The organism is Vreelandella andesensis (assembly GCF_003989795.1).
In the GTDB taxonomy this organism is placed as follows: Bacteria; Pseudomonadota; Gammaproteobacteria; order Pseudomonadales; family Halomonadaceae; genus Vreelandella; species Vreelandella andesensis.
Genome location: NZ_RZHG01000027.1, coordinates 54,551 through 69,822 on the forward strand (window position 1 = coordinate 54,551; position 15,272 = coordinate 69,822).

The 15,272-nt window shown below is 52.8% G+C and carries 13 protein-coding genes; 9 read left to right on the forward strand and 4 right to left on the reverse strand.

Annotated elements, in window-relative coordinates:
* The first annotated feature begins 19 nt into the window (after positions 1-19).
* A complete protein-coding gene (rsd, locus tag ELY33_RS14465) occupies positions 20-508 on the forward strand; it encodes a sigma D regulator (RefSeq protein WP_126948617.1) in 489 nt (162 codons plus the stop codon).
* A 93-nt stretch (positions 509-601) separates the two neighbouring features.
* Here rsd and ELY33_RS14470 read toward each other — a convergent pair whose 3' ends face one another.
* Together ELY33_RS14470 and ELY33_RS14475 are read right to left on the reverse strand one after the other, a co-directional pair.
* Positions 602-3,676, reverse strand: a complete 3,075-nt coding sequence (locus ELY33_RS14470) for an efflux RND transporter permease subunit (protein WP_126948618.1) — start codon at positions 3,674-3,676, stop codon at positions 602-604.
* A complete protein-coding gene (locus ELY33_RS14475) occupies positions 3,660-4,769 on the reverse strand; it encodes an efflux RND transporter periplasmic adaptor subunit (RefSeq protein WP_126948619.1) in 1,110 nt (369 codons plus the stop codon). The genes ELY33_RS14470 and ELY33_RS14475 overlap by 17 nt, the downstream gene beginning before the upstream one ends.
* 269 nt (positions 4,770-5,038) lie before the next feature.
* On the opposite strand from ELY33_RS14475, the gene ELY33_RS14480 reads away from it, so the two are divergent.
* Complete coding sequence (locus ELY33_RS14480) at positions 5,039-6,013, forward strand: malate dehydrogenase (protein WP_126948620.1); 975 nt, start codon at positions 5,039-5,041, stop codon at positions 6,011-6,013.
* Positions 6,014-6,128: 115 nt separating this feature from the next.
* Here the strand turns inward: ELY33_RS14480 and ELY33_RS14485 are convergent, their stop codons facing one another.
* Positions 6,129-6,785 (reverse strand): histidinol-phosphatase, encoded by a 657-nt coding sequence (locus ELY33_RS14485; RefSeq protein ID WP_126948621.1) that lies wholly within the window; start codon positions 6,783-6,785, stop codon positions 6,129-6,131.
* Positions 6,786-7,022: 237 nt separating this feature from the next.
* Between ELY33_RS14485 and ELY33_RS14490 the strand changes: the two genes are divergently transcribed.
* A complete protein-coding gene (locus ELY33_RS14490; RefSeq protein WP_126948622.1) occupies positions 7,023-7,520 on the forward strand; it encodes an RNA pyrophosphohydrolase in 498 nt (165 codons plus the stop codon).
* Between the two features lie 197 nt (positions 7,521-7,717).
* On the forward strand, positions 7,718-9,979 hold the full coding sequence (gene ptsP / locus ELY33_RS14495; RefSeq protein WP_126948691.1) for a phosphoenolpyruvate--protein phosphotransferase: 2,262 nt from the start codon (positions 7,718-7,720) through the stop codon (positions 9,977-9,979).
* Between the two features lie 55 nt (positions 9,980-10,034).
* Here ptsP and ELY33_RS14500 read toward each other — a convergent pair whose 3' ends face one another.
* Positions 10,035-10,802 (reverse strand): NRDE family protein, encoded by a 768-nt coding sequence (locus ELY33_RS14500; protein WP_126948623.1) that lies wholly within the window; start codon positions 10,800-10,802, stop codon positions 10,035-10,037.
* Between the two features lie 164 nt (positions 10,803-10,966).
* Here ELY33_RS14500 and ELY33_RS14505 point away from each other — a divergent pair, with 164 nt between their 5' ends.
* The 5 genes from ELY33_RS14505 (at position 10,967) to ELY33_RS14525 (ending at position 15,267) form a co-directional block, all read left to right on the forward strand.
* Positions 10,967-12,136: a response regulator gene (locus ELY33_RS14505; protein WP_126948624.1), complete on the forward strand. Its 1,170-nt coding sequence runs from the start codon at positions 10,967-10,969 to the stop codon at positions 12,134-12,136.
* Positions 12,133-12,930: a sulfite exporter TauE/SafE family protein gene (locus ELY33_RS14510; protein ID WP_126948625.1), complete on the forward strand. Its 798-nt coding sequence runs from the start codon at positions 12,133-12,135 to the stop codon at positions 12,928-12,930. Before ELY33_RS14505 ends, ELY33_RS14510 begins: the two co-directional genes overlap by 4 nt.
* A 51-nt stretch (positions 12,931-12,981) precedes the next feature.
* Positions 12,982-13,770 carry a prolipoprotein diacylglyceryl transferase gene (gene lgt / locus ELY33_RS14515; RefSeq protein ID WP_126948626.1) on the forward strand — a complete coding sequence of 263 codons (789 nt, stop codon included), beginning with the start codon at positions 12,982-12,984 and terminating at the stop codon, positions 13,768-13,770.
* A 130-nt stretch (positions 13,771-13,900) separates the two neighbouring features.
* On the forward strand, positions 13,901-14,731 hold the full coding sequence (locus ELY33_RS14520) for a thymidylate synthase (protein ID WP_126948627.1): 831 nt from the start codon (positions 13,901-13,903) through the stop codon (positions 14,729-14,731).
* On the forward strand, positions 14,728-15,267 hold the full coding sequence (locus ELY33_RS14525; RefSeq protein ID WP_126948628.1) for a dihydrofolate reductase: 540 nt from the start codon (positions 14,728-14,730) through the stop codon (positions 15,265-15,267). The genes ELY33_RS14520 and ELY33_RS14525 overlap by 4 nt, the downstream gene beginning before the upstream one ends.
* Positions 15,268-15,272 lie beyond the last annotated feature (5 nt).

Consider the following 15,272-nt stretch of genomic DNA (forward strand, 5'->3'; position numbering starts at 1 on the left):
TCTGTAAGGAGAAAGCCCCATGCTCGAAGATTGCAAAAATGCCCTGGAGCGCTGGGGGGGCGTGCATAGCTTAATTGATCGCTGGCTTGATCAGCGCCGCTCGCTGTTAATCAGCTTTATTGAGCTGAAAGAGGCCTGTGATGCTGAGCTGGAGGAAATTAGCAAAACGCGCGTTGATACGTTTAGTGAGTTACTGATGGACTACATCAGTGCTGGGCACTTCGAGATTTACCCCCAGCTTGCTGAAGAAGCAAAGGCCTTCGACGATGACAGCGCGCTGAACATCGCGGCAAAGCTTTTTGAACGTTTAGAAATGTCGACGGCCATGGTGCTGGAGTTTGATGAAGACTTTGCTTCGCCGGTGCGTTGCCAACAGAATCTAGTGCGTTTACCCGCTTGGATCGACCGCTTATCGAAAGGATTAGCAGAGCGCTTTGCCCTCGAAGATAAGCTGATCGCCCGTCTGCACGCCGCCCACAGCCCTCAGCAAATGAAGTCTCCTGCGTAATCTATCCGTCCTCCATCGCAGGTTGTGCTGTAGAGCTGCAGAGAAGGAGCTTCAACTCGCGATGATTGAAGCTCTCATCTCGAAGCTCTCACCTCATGCCTCATGCCTTAGCTTCCCGCCTATCACTAACATGCAGGGGGTGAGCAAGAGTGTTAGGGCGGTGGCGAAGGTGAGGCCACCAGCAATCGCGCTGGACATTTGTGTCCACCACTGAGCGGAAGGGGCGTTAAATCCTAACGCGGGAGCAAACAGGTTAACGTTGATGCCTAATACCATCGGCATTAGCCCCAGTACGGTGGTAATAGCGGTAAGCAATACGGGGCGCAGGCGCAGGGTGCCCGCTTCTAGTGCTGCTTCTGCCGGGGCCATACCTTGGCGACGCAATTCGTTGTAGGTATCGATCAAGACAATATTGTTGTTTACCACAATACCCGCCAGGGCGATAACGCCCATGCCCACCATGACAATACCAAACGCTTGGCCCGTAATCAGCAGCCCCATCAAAACGCCCGCAGTGGAAAATACGATAGCCGATAGCACTAACGCTGCTTGGTAGTAGCTATTGAACTGTGTCACCAGAATCAGTGCCATTAAGCCAATGGCGATCAAGAAAGCGCTGATCAAAAACCGCATCGATTCTTGTTGATCTTCTTGCTCGCCTGCCACGTTAACCATCAAGCCATCGGCTAGCTGGCCTTGGCCTGCATCCAGTAGCGCCCGCAACCGCTCATCGGCTAAATAGCCTGGTGCTAAATCAGCCTCAATGGTGATAGCGCGGCGTCCATCGATTCGGTTCAGGGTGCCTACTTTGGGGGCGGGCGTAATGTCTACGAAGTGAGCAATAGGCACTTGGCCCCGGTTGGTGTTGATCGTCAGTCGTTCGAGTTGGTCGAGAGTTCGCCAGTGCTTTGGTAACCGCACGCGAATATCGACCTCGTCGGTAACAGTGGGCGGGCGGTAGTTAGCAACTTGAAGGCCGGTGGTGAGTAGCTGTACGGCACTGCCAATGGTGGTGACATCGGTGCCCATGCGGGCAGCTGCCTCTCGGTCAACTTTTATCTGCCACTCAACCCCTGGCAAGCTGCGGTTATCCTGTACATCGGTAAAGCCGCCTAGCTCGCGCATTAGTGCTGTAATTTGGTCAACACCGGTATTAGCGATGTCTGGATCGGTGGCGCTAACTTCCAGCACAATCGGCTTACCGCCACCAGGCCCCATTTCCTGTTCGCGAAACTCGAGCGTGATGCCGGGTAGTTCTTGGGTGCGCTCGGCCATGTCAGCCAAAATCGTGTTGGCAGGACGGCGCTGATACCAGTCTACAAATTGAAACTGCAGCATCCCGATCACATCATTGCCCATTTGCTGGTTAGGCACAGCAAAAGAGCGCGCATAAAGGGCTTCGACTTCGGCCATGTTGCCCAAGCGGCTCTCTACCCGCTGTAGAATGGCATCGGTTTCGTCAGCGGAAAAATCGCCTCGTGCACGCACCAGAACCTGCGCGCTGTCGGGTTCTACACTGGGAAAGAAATCAACGCCATGGTTAAAGCGCGCATAGCCAGTGTACAGCAGTGCAATTAACAGCACCGCAAACACCAGTACCCAGGCAGGATGCTGCAGCAAGCGCCCTAGTACGCGGCGATAGCCACGTCCCAGGGACGTGCTTTCATCGATAGGGCCAGCGCCAGCAGTCGCTGTATGGGATGTGCGGGTAAACAGTCGACCCAGGGTGGGCAGAAACACCAACGCCATGGCGAGCGACGCAAGAAGGCATAGGATGACGGTGGCAGGCAGGTACTTCATAAACTGGCCAACCACGCCAGGCCAAAACAGCAGCGGCAGAAATACCGCAAGCGTTGTCGCGGTAGACGCAATAACCGGCCAGCTCATGCGTGTTGCCGCATTCAGCCACGCCTGATGGGGTGTTTGCCCTTCATGCAAGTGGCGGTCAGCAAGTTCACTGACCACAATTGCACCATCCACTAGCATGCCAGCCACTAAAATCAGCGCGAATAGCACCACAACATTGAGTGTAAAGCCAAACGCCCAAACGAGTAGAATGCCGGTTAAAAACGCGCCAGGTATGGTTAGGCCTACCAGCAGGGCCATGCGCCAGCCCATGACCGCCACCACGACAATCAATACCAGTACCACGGCGGTTAGCACGTTATTTAATAGCTCAGAGAGCATGTTTTGAACCGTTACCGACTCATCCAAAATCGTAGTGATGCGCAGTTGTTCCGGCAGCAGGTCGTCTGCCTGGGCAAAGCGATCTTTTACCGCGTCAATGGTGGCGATGATATTCGCCCCAGCGCGTTTGGAAATTTCCAGCACGACCGCAGGCTGGCCATCGATACGGGCAAACCCTTCAGGGTCTTTGTAGGTCGGCAAAATCCACGCAACATCGCCGAACGTGACCACTTGATCACCGTCAACTTTGACTGGCATGTCCATGACATCGTCTAACGATTCGATAATGCCCGGCACTTTTAGCGCCAACCGCCCGGCTCCTGTATCCAAACTGCCAGCAGCTACTAAGCGATTATTGCGTGAGATTTGATTAAACAGCATATCGAAATCAACGCCGTAGCTTTCCAATACCAGCGGGTCGACGATGATCTCAAGTAAGTCCTCGCGGTCACCGGCAATGTCGACCTCTAGAACGTCGGCAATGCCTTCTATTTCCTCTTTCAAGCGACGTGCAATGGTGACACGTTCGCGGGTATCCAGTTCGCCAGATAGGCCGATGCTTAGCACCGGAAACTCGGAGACGTTAACTTCCATGACTCGCGGTTCATCCGCTTCATCCGGTAAGCTGCTGCGTGCAATATCCACGCGTTCACGCACATCGGAGAGCGCTGTGTCCGGGTCAAAACCAGGGTCAAACTCCAACGTTACCGAACCATGCCCTTCGCTGGACTGGGCGGTAAACTTGCGCAGTCCTTCTATACCGCGCAGTTCCTGTTCCATTGGCCGGATCAGCAGGCGCTCTCCATCTTCCGGGCTGACCCCTTCCAGCGAAAGTGCGACATAAATAATCGGGATGGTGACGTCTGGGTTGGCTTCTTTCGGAATCATCTGCCAAGCGGTTGTACCCGCCAGAAACAGGCCAACCAGCAGTAGCAGGGTGGTTCGTGTATGGGTTAGCGCCGCATTAATTAACTGACGCATGACCACCTTCCTGAGTAGCCCTGCCTTCCTCGGTAAACACAGGTGTTACGGTTTCGCCAGGGCTGACTAAGCCTGCGCCCAGGGTGATCAACTGCACCGGGTTGGGCAAGCCGGTAACATAAGCGCGCTCGGTATCAGCACTCACCAGTTCAATAGCCGTTTGGGCGACGCGGTTATTATCAACCACGTGTTTGATGGATAATTGTCCCTGCTCATCTAGGCTAAAAAGGGCAGGTGACAAGGTATGCACCAGACGAGGTTGCAACGTTACGGTGAATTCAGCGCTACCGCCTGCTAAACGTTGTCTTTCAGGGTTGTCGAGGGTTACTTCGAGATAGAACGTGCGGGTGGCTTCCTCTGCACGGTTGCTAATATAAGATACTTCGCCAGATAGTGACTGGCCATTTAGCAGTCGCGCGCTAACCGGTAAACCAACGCTTAATTTGCCGATTTGTTGTTGAGGCACCCACGCTGTTCCGGTTAAACGCCGGTCGTCGATCAGTCGTGCCCACTCTTCACCCGGCTGCAGTAAGTCGCCTAGTTCTACTTGAACGCGGTCCAGCACTCCCTCAAAGGGCGCGGTGGGGCGCGTGTTGCTTAACTGCTTTTCTAATTGAGCAACCTGGGCAGCGCTGGCGCTTAACGCACTTTGTCGGCGCAGCAATTCGGGTTGAGAAATCAGCTCGCGACGACGTAGGTTTTGAGCGCCTGCGTATTCCGCTTGAGCAAGCGCTAATTCATCACGTGCCTGCTGTAAACGTTGCGGCAGGGCGTCGTTATCCAAAACCAGCAGGGTGTCTCCTTGGCGAACCGATTCTCCCTGAGCCACTGGCTTTTCTGTGACATAACCTGTCACGTTGGCGCGCAGTAGAGCTTCTCTTTGCGCCGTTAACTGGCCTTGCAGCACGTATTTGGGAATATAGGGTGTGCTCTGTTGGGTAACCACTTCTACACGGGGTGTTGCGTCGCGTTCAGTGGTATTTGCTTCAGGCGGCGTGCTTTGGAACCGCTGGAAATCGCCAACGGCTAGCCATATCACAAGCGCCAGAACCAGCAGGCTAGCAAGCGCGTAAGAGTAGGGAATTCGTCGCATGGGGTGTTTATATCCGTATTAACCCAAAAAAAATCACACAAGATAAGATATGCTGAGAGGATAGATATGCTAAGAGCCAAGGCTTAGCGACCCACACACCTTAGCGCAACTGGTGTCTGGCAGCGAGTCCCCTGCCGCTGTGAGGGCGGGTAGTAGCCTCATGTATGATTGAGTTTTTGTACATCTGGGCATACCATCTTTGCATCTTGAGTTCCGTCGACTCACTTTCAGGCGAGAACTCTTCCTAGGCGAACCATCAAGGAGCAATGATGAAAGATCCTGTACGTATTGCGATTACCGGCGGTGCCGGCCAGATTAGCTATTCTCTTATTTTCCGCATCGCCGCTGGCGATATGCTGGGGCCGGATCAGCCCGTCATTCTCCAGCTTCTCGAAATTCCCCAAGCCATGGACGCCCTGAATGGCGTTGTCATGGAAGTTAACGACTGTGCCTTCCCGCTGGTACAAGAAATTGTTGCCACTGATGATCCGAACGTTGCATTTAAAGATGCCGATTTTGCCTTACTGGTAGGTGCACGTCCGCGTGGTCCGGGTATGGAGCGTAAAGATCTGCTGGAAGCTAACGCCGCGATCTTCTCTGTGCAAGGTAAAGCAATGAACGATCACGCTAGCCGTGATGTGAAAGTGCTGGTTGTTGGTAACCCGGCTAACACCAACGCCTTGATTGCTTCTTGCAATGCACCGGATCTTGACGCAGGTCAGTTCACTGCGATGACGCGCTTGGACCACAACCGTGCGCTGACGCAGCTGGCTCAGAAAACCGGCAAGCACGTCACCGACGTTGACAGCATGATTATCTGGGGCAACCACAGTGCTACCCAGTACCCGGATCTGGCGCAGTGCAAGGTCGACGGCAAAGCCGCCTTTGATCTGGTTGAGCGTGACTGGTACGAAAACGACTTTATTCCAACGGTACAGCAGCGCGGTGCGGCGATCATCAAAGCACGCGGCGCGTCTTCTGCGGCATCTGCAGCGTCTTCAGCCATTGACCACATGCGTGATTGGGCGCTAGGTTGCGATGGTATCGTCAGCATGGCGATTCCGTCTGACGGCAGCTACGGCATTGAAGAAGGCATCATCTACTCCTACCCGGTTCGTTGCCAAGGTGGCAAATATGAAATCGTTCAGGGCTTCGAGCTAGACGCCTTCAGCAAAGAGAAGATGCAGGCTACCGAGAAAGAACTGCGTGAAGAGCGCGCGGCTGTTGAGCACCTGCTCGGCTAATGACGCTGGCTAGCGTTCTTTGAGCAGTTTTAAGAACAATGCCCAGTAATACGAAACCCCGGAAGCTTAATGCTTGCGGGGTTTTTTAGTTGGCGGTTAGCGCAACAAAATGAAGTCAATCCCGCAGGCTCATAATCCGCCACTGCCGCTCTTCGGCCACTTGGCGCAGAGTCTCGTCGGGGTCGACGGCAACCGGGTGTTCTACTTGTTCAAGCAAGGGGAGGTCATTGTGAGAATCGCTGTAAAACCATGCGCCATCCAGCGTGAACTCCTGGCCCTCAAGCCACTGCTTTAAGCGGGTCACCTTTCCTTCACGGTAGCTTGGGATGCCAGCCACACGGCCGGTATAGCGGCCATCTACTCGCTCTGGGTCAACGGCAATCAAGTCATCCACGCCCAAACGCTCGGCGATGGGAGCGGTGATAAAGTGATTAGTTGCGGTAATGATTAGCAGCGTATCGCCTCTGGTGCGATGACGAGCCAGCAGTTCCTCTGCTTTAGGCAAAATATTCGGCTCGATTTTGCTGGCCATAAACTGCTGATGCCAAGAAGCTAACTGCTCTGGTGTGTTGTCAGCCAATGGCTTCAACGCCATTTCCAGAAAAGCCGCCATGTCTAACGTGCCCGCGTTGTAGTCCGCCATAAAGCGCTCATTGGCCTCGCGGTAGGCAATGGGATCAACGGCTCCCTGTTCGAGCAAAAACTCGCCCCAGGCATGATCGCTGTCGATGGATATCAGCGTATTATCCAAATCGAAAATAGCCAGACTCACGGCGCTCCCCTTATCATTATGTTGGTCTTAAATACAATTAACTTGGTCTTAAATACAGTTATTTGGTCGTTGATGCAGCTAATTTGGTTGTGAATATTGCTCGTTAGCGATGTTTCGCGAAGCGCCGGATTATCGCAGAGTCACCTTGGTTTAACCACTTAGCGTTATATTGTATTGATACGCTTGTCTCCCTTGTGGAAAAATGGGGACAACTAAAAATTTATTAAGGTGATGTCCGTGATCGACGCTGACGGCTTTCGCCCCAATGTTGGCATTATTATTGCCAATAGCCAGGGGCAGCTGCTTTGGGCGCGTCGTGTAGGGCAAAACGCGTGGCAGTTTCCCCAGGGAGGCATCAAGGCAAACGAAACACCACAACAAGCGCTTTTTCGTGAGCTTTTTGAGGAGATCGGCTTAACCGCCGACGATGTTGATATTGTCGCCTGTACCCGGGGATGGCTGCGCTACCGTCTGCCACGACGCATGATACGCACCCACTCGTGGCCGGTTTGTATCGGCCAAAAGCAGAAGTGGTTTTTACTCAAGATTCGCTGCCATGAAAATCGAATCTGTATGACGGCAACGCCTAGCCCCGAGTTTGATGGTTGGCGCTGGGTAAGTTACTGGTACCCACTGGGGCAAGTGGTGCCGTTTAAACGTGAGGTATATCGGCGTGCGCTGCGGGAGCTTTCTCCTCGCGTTCAGCGCTTGGCGCAACAAGGTAACGATGGATAACGTGCATTCCACTGATTTGAGTAGCTGTTCTGGGGAACTGTTCTAAGCAAGATTTGCTAAGCAAGCTGTTCTAAGCAAATTGTTCTAAGAAAAACGTGCTAATGAAACGGTTCAAAGTAGACAGCTCCCAGCAAACAGTGAAAGGGTGGCCGAAAAATCCCTCAGCGAGGCTAATAATAGTGAATAGTAAAACGTCCATGCTTGAGGTGCTGCGACGCGTTATTCAAGAAGTGAATGGCGCACGAAACCTCGACGCCGCGCTGTCAACGATGGTACGACGCATACGCAAGGCTATGCAGACTGACGTGTGCTCTTTCTATTTATATGACAAGGAGCTTGAGTCACTTGTATTAATGGAAACGATTGGCCTTCGCACCCAAGCGGTAGGTCGCGTCGTGCTTCCGCTAGGCGAAGGTCTGGTAGGTTTAGTGGCAAAACGCAGTGAACCGCTTAATTTAGAAGATGCCCAGTCTCACTCCCACTTCCGCTATTTTGAAGCAACCGGTGAGGAGCGCTACTCAAGCTTCTTGGGAGTGCCAATCATTCATCAGCGCCTCATGTTGGGCGTGTTGGTCGTACAGCAAGCTGAAAAACGCCAGTATGACGACGAAGACGAAGCATTTCTTGTCACTATGGCTGCTCAGTTGGCCGGTGTGCTGGCCCATGCTCTTGCCACTGGTAACCTTGCTAGGCCTGCGCTTCCAGGTGGGCAGGCCATGTTCAAAGGTGTGGCGGCTTCCCCAGGTATGGCAATGGGAGAGGCGGTAGTGATAACACCGCCCGCTGACCTGAACAGCGTACCCGATCTTATTCCTAGAGACCAAGACTACGAAGTCGCACGGTTAAAAGAGGCCATTGGTAAAACACGTGATGAAATCCGCGCAGCGGCAGAGCGCTTGGTTAACCGTATTTCTGCTCAGGAGCTGGCGCTATTTGACGTTTATCAGCAAATGCTTGGCGAAGCGGCGCTCTCTGAAGAAGTGGAAAAGCGTATTCGTGAGGGGCAGTGGGCGCCCGGCGCGTTGGCCGATGTCGTCCGCCGCCATGTGCAATACCTTGAGCGCGTAGACGACGACTATTTGCGTGAACGGGCGGCCGATATCCGCGATCTTGGTCGCCGTGTGCTGTCGCACCTTCAAGAAGACACGCCTTCCACCCCGGAAACCTACCCAGACAATGCCATTTTGGTAGGCGATGAAATTAGCGTTGCTATGTTGGGTGAAGTACCCAGAGACAAGCTCAAAGGACTGGTGTCAGTCCGCGGCTCGAGTACGTCGCATGTTGCTATTGTCGCTCGTGCCATGGGTATCCCTACGGTACTTGGGATGGTAGATCTGCCTTTGCCGCGCTTAAACGGCGCCCCCGTAGTGCTTGATGGCCACCGAGGGCGGCTATTTGTACGTCCAGCTGCAGAACTAAGAACACGCTATGAAAGCCTGATTGCTGAAGAAGCAGCGCTGAGCGAGCTGCTAGAGCACGAGCAAGACCTGCCCAGTGAAACGCCGGATGGCCATACTATACCGCTAATGGTTAACACGGGGTTGGCGGTAGATGCATCGGCATTGCTTAAAAGTCGTATTGGCGGTGTAGGGTTATATCGTACCGAAGTGCCGTTTATGATTACCGAGCGCTTCCCTGGTGAAAAAGAACAAATGCGCATGTATCGCGAGCAGCTGCAAGGCTTTGCGCCACTGCCAGTCGTTATGCGAACGCTGGATATTGGCGGCGATAAAGACCTTCCCTATTTTCCTATTGAAGAAGCAAATCCGTTTTTGGGTTGGCGAGGAATGCGAGTAACCCTCGATCATCCCGAAGTATTGATGGTGCAACTGCGTGCCATGCTGAAAGCATCGCACGATTTGAATAATCTCTACGTGCTGTTCCCGATGATTACCAATGTGGAAGAGGTCGACGAAGCAATTCGTCTGCTGGATCGCGCCATTCTTGAGCTAGGCGAAGAGGGTATTGATGTCGAACGGCCTAAAGTGGGCGTGATGATTGAAGTGCCTGCCACTATTTATCAAATGGATGCACTGGCGAAGCGGGTCGATTTTTTCTCAGTGGGCAGTAACGATCTTACGCAATATTTACTGGCAGTGGATCGCAACAATCCGCGCGTGTCTAGCCTGTACGACGCGCTACACCCAGCGCTATTGGGCGCGCTGCAAGAGCTTTCTCAGGATGCCATTCGCTTAGAAAAGCCGATATCGCTTTGCGGCGAATTAGCGGGTGACCCCGCGGGTGCACTGCTATTGATGGCCATGGGATTTAACAGCCTATCAATGAATGCCCCTAGTTTGCCTAGAGTGCGGGCTGCTATCCGCCGCGTGCCAATGCAAGATGCGCAAACACTGCTTAAAGAGATCATGACGCTGGATACCCCTGCATTGGTACATGAGCATCTTAATCATCGTATGGATGACTGGCAGCTTTCGCACTTAATGCCGCCACGGGATTAAATAGCGGTGCTACTTGTGCCAGTACCAGTTGTCGGTATCAGTTTCTAGTACCAATTCAGTGCCTGGGCGTCGTCAATATAGTTTCTCCTTCAAAACGACCGAGTGGCCCGAATCGCTGCTCGGTTATTTCTACTTGCCCTTGATGGTTGAGCGTTAACCACGTGGTTGCTCGGGTGCCGTACTGTTCACCAATAATAAACGCTGAAGAAAGCTGGCGCTCTAGCGTTAACCCTACCCCCGTATCCGGTAGCTGCTCATCCGGTGCGGTATGCGAGCTGTGCAGCGCATGTTGCGTCGCGGACTGCCACTGTTCGTGGGCGCTGTTTAACAAGGCGTCGCGAACCAGGTTCAATTTTGGCCAGGGGGTATTAAGGGTGGCGTTTGATAAGCCGTGTACCCCTGGTGGCACGTTAGAAAGGACTACCCCATGGCGGCCGCGGTGCAAGTGCCACATGCATTGTGGGGTGGCAACCAGTAGGTTAAACCCCGCATAGCGTTGGGCGGTCGTGCTTTCTTGTGCGTTAAGCCATGCTTCTACATCGTCGCTTTGTAAGACACTAGCAACAAGTTCACCTCGGCTGGGTGCATTGGCAGGTGTTGCCAATAAGGGGTCGCGCACATTGGTCAACGCTGCGATAACGCCTTGGTCGTTGGCGGCCAACCACGTCCCCCCGGCTTCCAAGTCGCGTCCTCCCAGCATGGTGGGGTGCTCTTCCCAGTAAGCCAGAGGCGCAGTTGGCCGCTGATGGAATTCATCTCGGTTACCTGCCAAGCGTAAAGGGATAGAAGAGCCTGGGGCCCACGAAAAGGTGATTAAACACATAATGATGGCTCACGAATAGTGACAGGAATTTAATCAGCCAGCTTGGCATGACAGTATTGAGGCGTAGACATACGCTTAACATTAATATAAACATGCCTAGCCATGCTATGGCTGCCAACATGTTAAGGCGCAACATTTAAGAAGCCACTTTGGAAGCGCACACTATGCAACGCAATCAGCGAGAGCACTTCTGGAATGCGATTGTCTGGCCAACTCTGTGGCCTCTTTTACTCATTCAGGCGGCCTTGGTAGTGCTTGGCATGTTGGTAGGGCTGGTAGTGTGGGGGCTTTCTCCTAGTCAAGCGACGTGGAGTACTACCCTCTGGCTGACCCTTGCGTTGCTACTCGGCAGTGGTTTGAACGTTAGCGTTTTTTTGATGCTAGTAAAAAGTCGTGCAAAGCAAAAAGACGCCCATTTCATACAAGAGCTGGCTGAGTTAGAACGCCAAGTCAACACGTTGACTAATCGGCAACCGGAGCCGGCTCATACGCAGGTAAATAAAACGGGTGAAGAATTGCCACTTACCCGTTTAGTAATGGTCAATAAGCGGTTGACGGATGTCATATTCGCGGAAGAGGATGCACAGCACCTCGTTTCTTCAAGCGAGCTAGTCAGGCCCGATCAAAACTTGCTTGATGACCTCCATCATCAGCAAAAACAATTACAGCACCTTGTCGCTGGTCGTGACCGAGCGCGGGAAGAGTCACGTTTGAAATCTGGGTACCTCACGTTACTTCAGGGTGAAGCCGACGGTCTATTCGACTATTTAGGTAATATGTTGAAAGCAGATAATTCAGAAACCTGTCATCAACATATTAACCACGTGCGGGAACGACTCGCAGATATACGCGCGTTGCTTACTAATTTTGTCCAGCAAAGTGCCAATGAAACGGATGCTTATGAACAATCGCTGCCTGTTTCTTCTGATCGCAAGCTGCGCATTCTGGTGGTAGATGATGGTCCCGTTAATTTAATGCTGGCGCGTCAAATGCTAGAAACCCAGGGGCTTCAAGTAGATGGCGTCAGCAGTGGCGAGGAGGCCTTAGAGTGCCAGCAAACAGTCTTTTATGATCTGGTGTTTATGGATATTTTTATGCCGACTTTAGATGGATTAGAAACGGCTCGCCGTTGGCGAACGTCTGAGCGTCTTAATGGTGGTCAGCGACGCAGTGTCTTGATTGCTCTTACTGCGAATGTTGATAACGCAGGCCATGGCGCTTATAACGCTGCTGGTATGGATGACGTGCTAGCCAAGCCCTACAAACCCGAAACACTGCTCAGCATGATTACTCAATGGGTACCCGGTGCGAATAATCAGGTGCAAAATAAATGACAGTATTGAGTATTTTGGCAGGGTATTTGTTGCTAGGGGCAGTGGCAGGCACCATGGCGGGTTTGTTTGGAGTAGGGGGTGGTTTAATCATTGTGCCTGCGCTTGTCTTTGCGTTTGGCTTACAAGAGGTGGCTCCTGAAATCACCATGCACCTTGCAGTAGGTACCTCCCTTGCCACCATCGTCGTTACGGGGGCTTCGTCAGCCTTAGGGCACTTCCGAAAAGGCAGTATTCATAAACCATGGTTCATGGCGCTGCTGCCCGGGCTTATGTTGGGGGCGATAGGAGGGGTGTTTATCGCAGACAACCTTTCGGGCACCGTTTTAGGAACATTATTCGGGGTGTTTGTATTGCTGCTGGCAGTCAAAATGGTGTTTGGACTTTCGCCAAAGCCCGGTAGTGCACCACCGGGGAGTGTGGCAATGGCCATTGCTGGCGGCGTCGTGGGTGCCATTTCTGCACTGTTTGGAATCGGCGGAGGGGCTATGACAGTGCCCTGGCTTTCACGCTGTGGGGCGAGCATAACCCAAGCGGTGGGAACCTCTGCTGCTTGCGGCTTACCAATAGCCACGGTGGGGGCGATAACGTTCATTGTTGTGGGGTGGGGTAATCCGCTTCTCCCCCAATGGGCGACTGGCTTTGTCATGTGGCCAGCCTTTATCGGCATTGTGCTAACCAGCGTACCGTTTGCACGGGTTGGCGTTCGTCTGGCGCATATCCTTCCAGCCACTGTGCTGAGGTTTTCATTTGCAACGCTGTTGGCCGTGGTGGGCATGCGCTTCATATTGGCGTAATTCACGTCTGCCACGCTGCTATTTTCTTCCTGTTTGCTTTAGAGATTCTCGATGATTAATTACCCAACGATTGACCCTGTAGCGATTTCACTTGGCCCGCTGCAGGTTCATTGGTACGGCTTGATGTATGTGGTGGGGTTTGTTGCGGCATGGTGGCTAGGGTGTAAGCGGGCGCCACGTATTGGGCTTACAAAAGACGATATCGGTGATTTGCTGTTTTACTGCGCCATTGGTGTGGTGGTGGGCGGGCGGTTAGGTTATGCACTGTTTTACGGCTTAGGGCAGTGGGCGGCTGACCCGCTATGGGTGTTCCGCGTATGGGATGGCGGCATGAGTTTCCACGGTGGCTTATTGGGAGTGCTACTTGCCGCATGGTTATTTGCACGTCGCAAGAAACTGGCATTTATCACCCTTGCCGACTTTATTGCCCCGCTGGCACCTATCGGTTTAGGCGCAGGCAGGATTGGTAATTTCATCAACCATGAGCTGCCGGGACGTGTAACGTCGTTACCGTGGGGCATGCCATTTCCTGGTATGGGGCCAGAGCCACGCCATCCTTCAGCGCTTTACGAAGCCTTTCTGGAAGGTATCGTACTGTTTGTCATTTTGTGGTGGGTGTCTGCCCAGCCACGCGCCAGGGGTTTTTTATCAGGCTTGTTCCTATTAGGTTACGGTGTCTTCCGCTTTTTGGTTGAGTTTGTGCGTATGCCGGATGCCCACATTGGCTATCTCGCTTTTGGTTGGTTCACCATGGGCATGTTGCTTACCCTCCCGATGATTGCGCTAGGCCTTGTATTTATCGCCTGGTCACGTAATCAGCCAATCGATGCCAAGATTTAAAGGGTGAGGAGTGATTGAGTGAGGAGTGATGAGTTGGGCCAGGGGCAAATAGTGAAAAGAATGCTTCTGGTCGACCGATGCTTACGCGTATAGACTATGTGCCCAAATTGATTTTTAATCTGGAATTTCTGTGACTGCAATAACGCCCACGCCGAAAGACGCGCTTGAACAGCCGTACCTAGACCTAATGCGCACCGTGCTAGAGCAGGGCGTTGACCGGAATGACCGCACTGGCGTTGGTACGCGCTCAGTGTTTGGTCATCAAATGCGTTTTGACCTTTCTCGTGGTTTTCCGCTGCTAACCACTAAAAAGCTGCACTTGCGTTCTATCATTCATGAGCTGCTGTGGTTTCTCAAAGGTGATACCAATATCGGGTATCTCAAGGAGAACGGCGTACGCATTTGGGACGATTGGGCCGATGAACACGGTAACCTTGGGCCTGTTTACGGTTACCAGTGGCGCAGTTGGCCAAGCCCCAATGGTGGTAGCGTCGACCAGATTTCTAATGTATTAGAGCAAATTCGTACCACGCCCCAATCGCGGCGACTGATTGTTTCTGCCTGGAATCCAGGTCAAGTTGATGAAATGAAACTGCCGCCTTGCCACTGCTTATTTCAATTTTATGTGGCCAATGGGCGTCTCTCATGTCAGCTTTACCAACGTAGTGCCGATATCTTTTTGGGTGTGCCGTTCAATATTGCAAGTTATGCGTTGTTGCTCAGTATGGTGGCCCAGGTAACCGGCCTGGAACCCGGCGAGTTTGTCCATACGCTGGGTGATGCTCATCTTTACAGCAATCACCTAGAGCAGGCTCAGGAGCAGTTAAGCCGCACGCCTAAAGCGCCGCCACGTCTGGTGCTTAACTCCCGGGTAACTAATTTGTTTGATTTCACTTTTGACGACATCCACATCGAAGATTATGAATCGCACCCCCACATCAAAGCGGAGGTAGCCGTATGAGTCAGCAGCAACATGTGTATGACCCTTTGGTACCAATAGCGATGATTGTGGCGATGGCCAAAAATCGAGTGATCGGTGTAAACGGTAAGTTGCCTTGGTACCTGCCGGAAGATTTAAAATTCTTCAAGCGTATGACGCAGGCTAAGCCCCTTGTCATGGGGCGCAAAACCTTTGCATCCATAGGTAAGCCGCTACCTAATCGTCTCAATATTGTGGTAACTCGTGATGCAGGCTTTACCGCCGAAGGCGTGCGGATATGTCATGAGCTACCCGCAGCATTGGCATTGGCTGATCAACAGGCCACGATTGAGGCCGCCGAAGAAATTATGGTGATGGGAGGAGGCGAGATTTATCGACAAGCGCTTCCCCATGCTCAACGCCTTTACATCACTGAAGTGGATATAGATGTTGATGGCGATGCCGTTTTCCCCGAATTCTCTATGGAAGAGTGGCAGGAAGTTCAGCGTGTGGCGGGCAAGCCGGCAGAAGGGCAGCCCCAGTACGACTTTGTAGTTTATGAGCGGATCGCCGACTGATCAGC

Excerpts from the sequence above, each read along its gene's own strand:
- rsd (WP_126948617.1), top strand. The coding sequence starts at position 20 with ATGCTCGAAGATTGCAAAAATGCCCTGGAGCGCTGGGGGGGCGTGCAT.
- ELY33_RS14470 (WP_126948618.1), bottom strand. The coding sequence starts at position 3,676 with ATGCGTCAGTTAATTAATGCGGCGCTAACCCATACACGAACCACCCTG.
- ELY33_RS14475 (WP_126948619.1), bottom strand. The coding sequence starts at position 4,769 with ATGCGACGAATTCCCTACTCTTACGCGCTTGCTAGCCTGCTGGTTCTG.
- ELY33_RS14480 (WP_126948620.1), top strand. The coding sequence starts at position 5,039 with ATGAAAGATCCTGTACGTATTGCGATTACCGGCGGTGCCGGCCAGATT.
- ptsP (WP_126948691.1), top strand. The coding sequence starts at position 7,718 with ATGCTTGAGGTGCTGCGACGCGTTATTCAAGAAGTGAATGGCGCACGA.
- ELY33_RS14500 (WP_126948623.1), bottom strand. The coding sequence starts at position 10,802 with ATGTGTTTAATCACCTTTTCGTGGGCCCCAGGCTCTTCTATCCCTTTA.
- ELY33_RS14505 (WP_126948624.1), top strand. The coding sequence starts at position 10,967 with ATGCAACGCAATCAGCGAGAGCACTTCTGGAATGCGATTGTCTGGCCA.
- ELY33_RS14510 (WP_126948625.1), top strand. The coding sequence starts at position 12,133 with ATGACAGTATTGAGTATTTTGGCAGGGTATTTGTTGCTAGGGGCAGTG.
- lgt (WP_126948626.1), top strand. The coding sequence starts at position 12,982 with ATGATTAATTACCCAACGATTGACCCTGTAGCGATTTCACTTGGCCCG.
- ELY33_RS14525 (WP_126948628.1), top strand. The coding sequence starts at position 14,728 with ATGAGTCAGCAGCAACATGTGTATGACCCTTTGGTACCAATAGCGATG.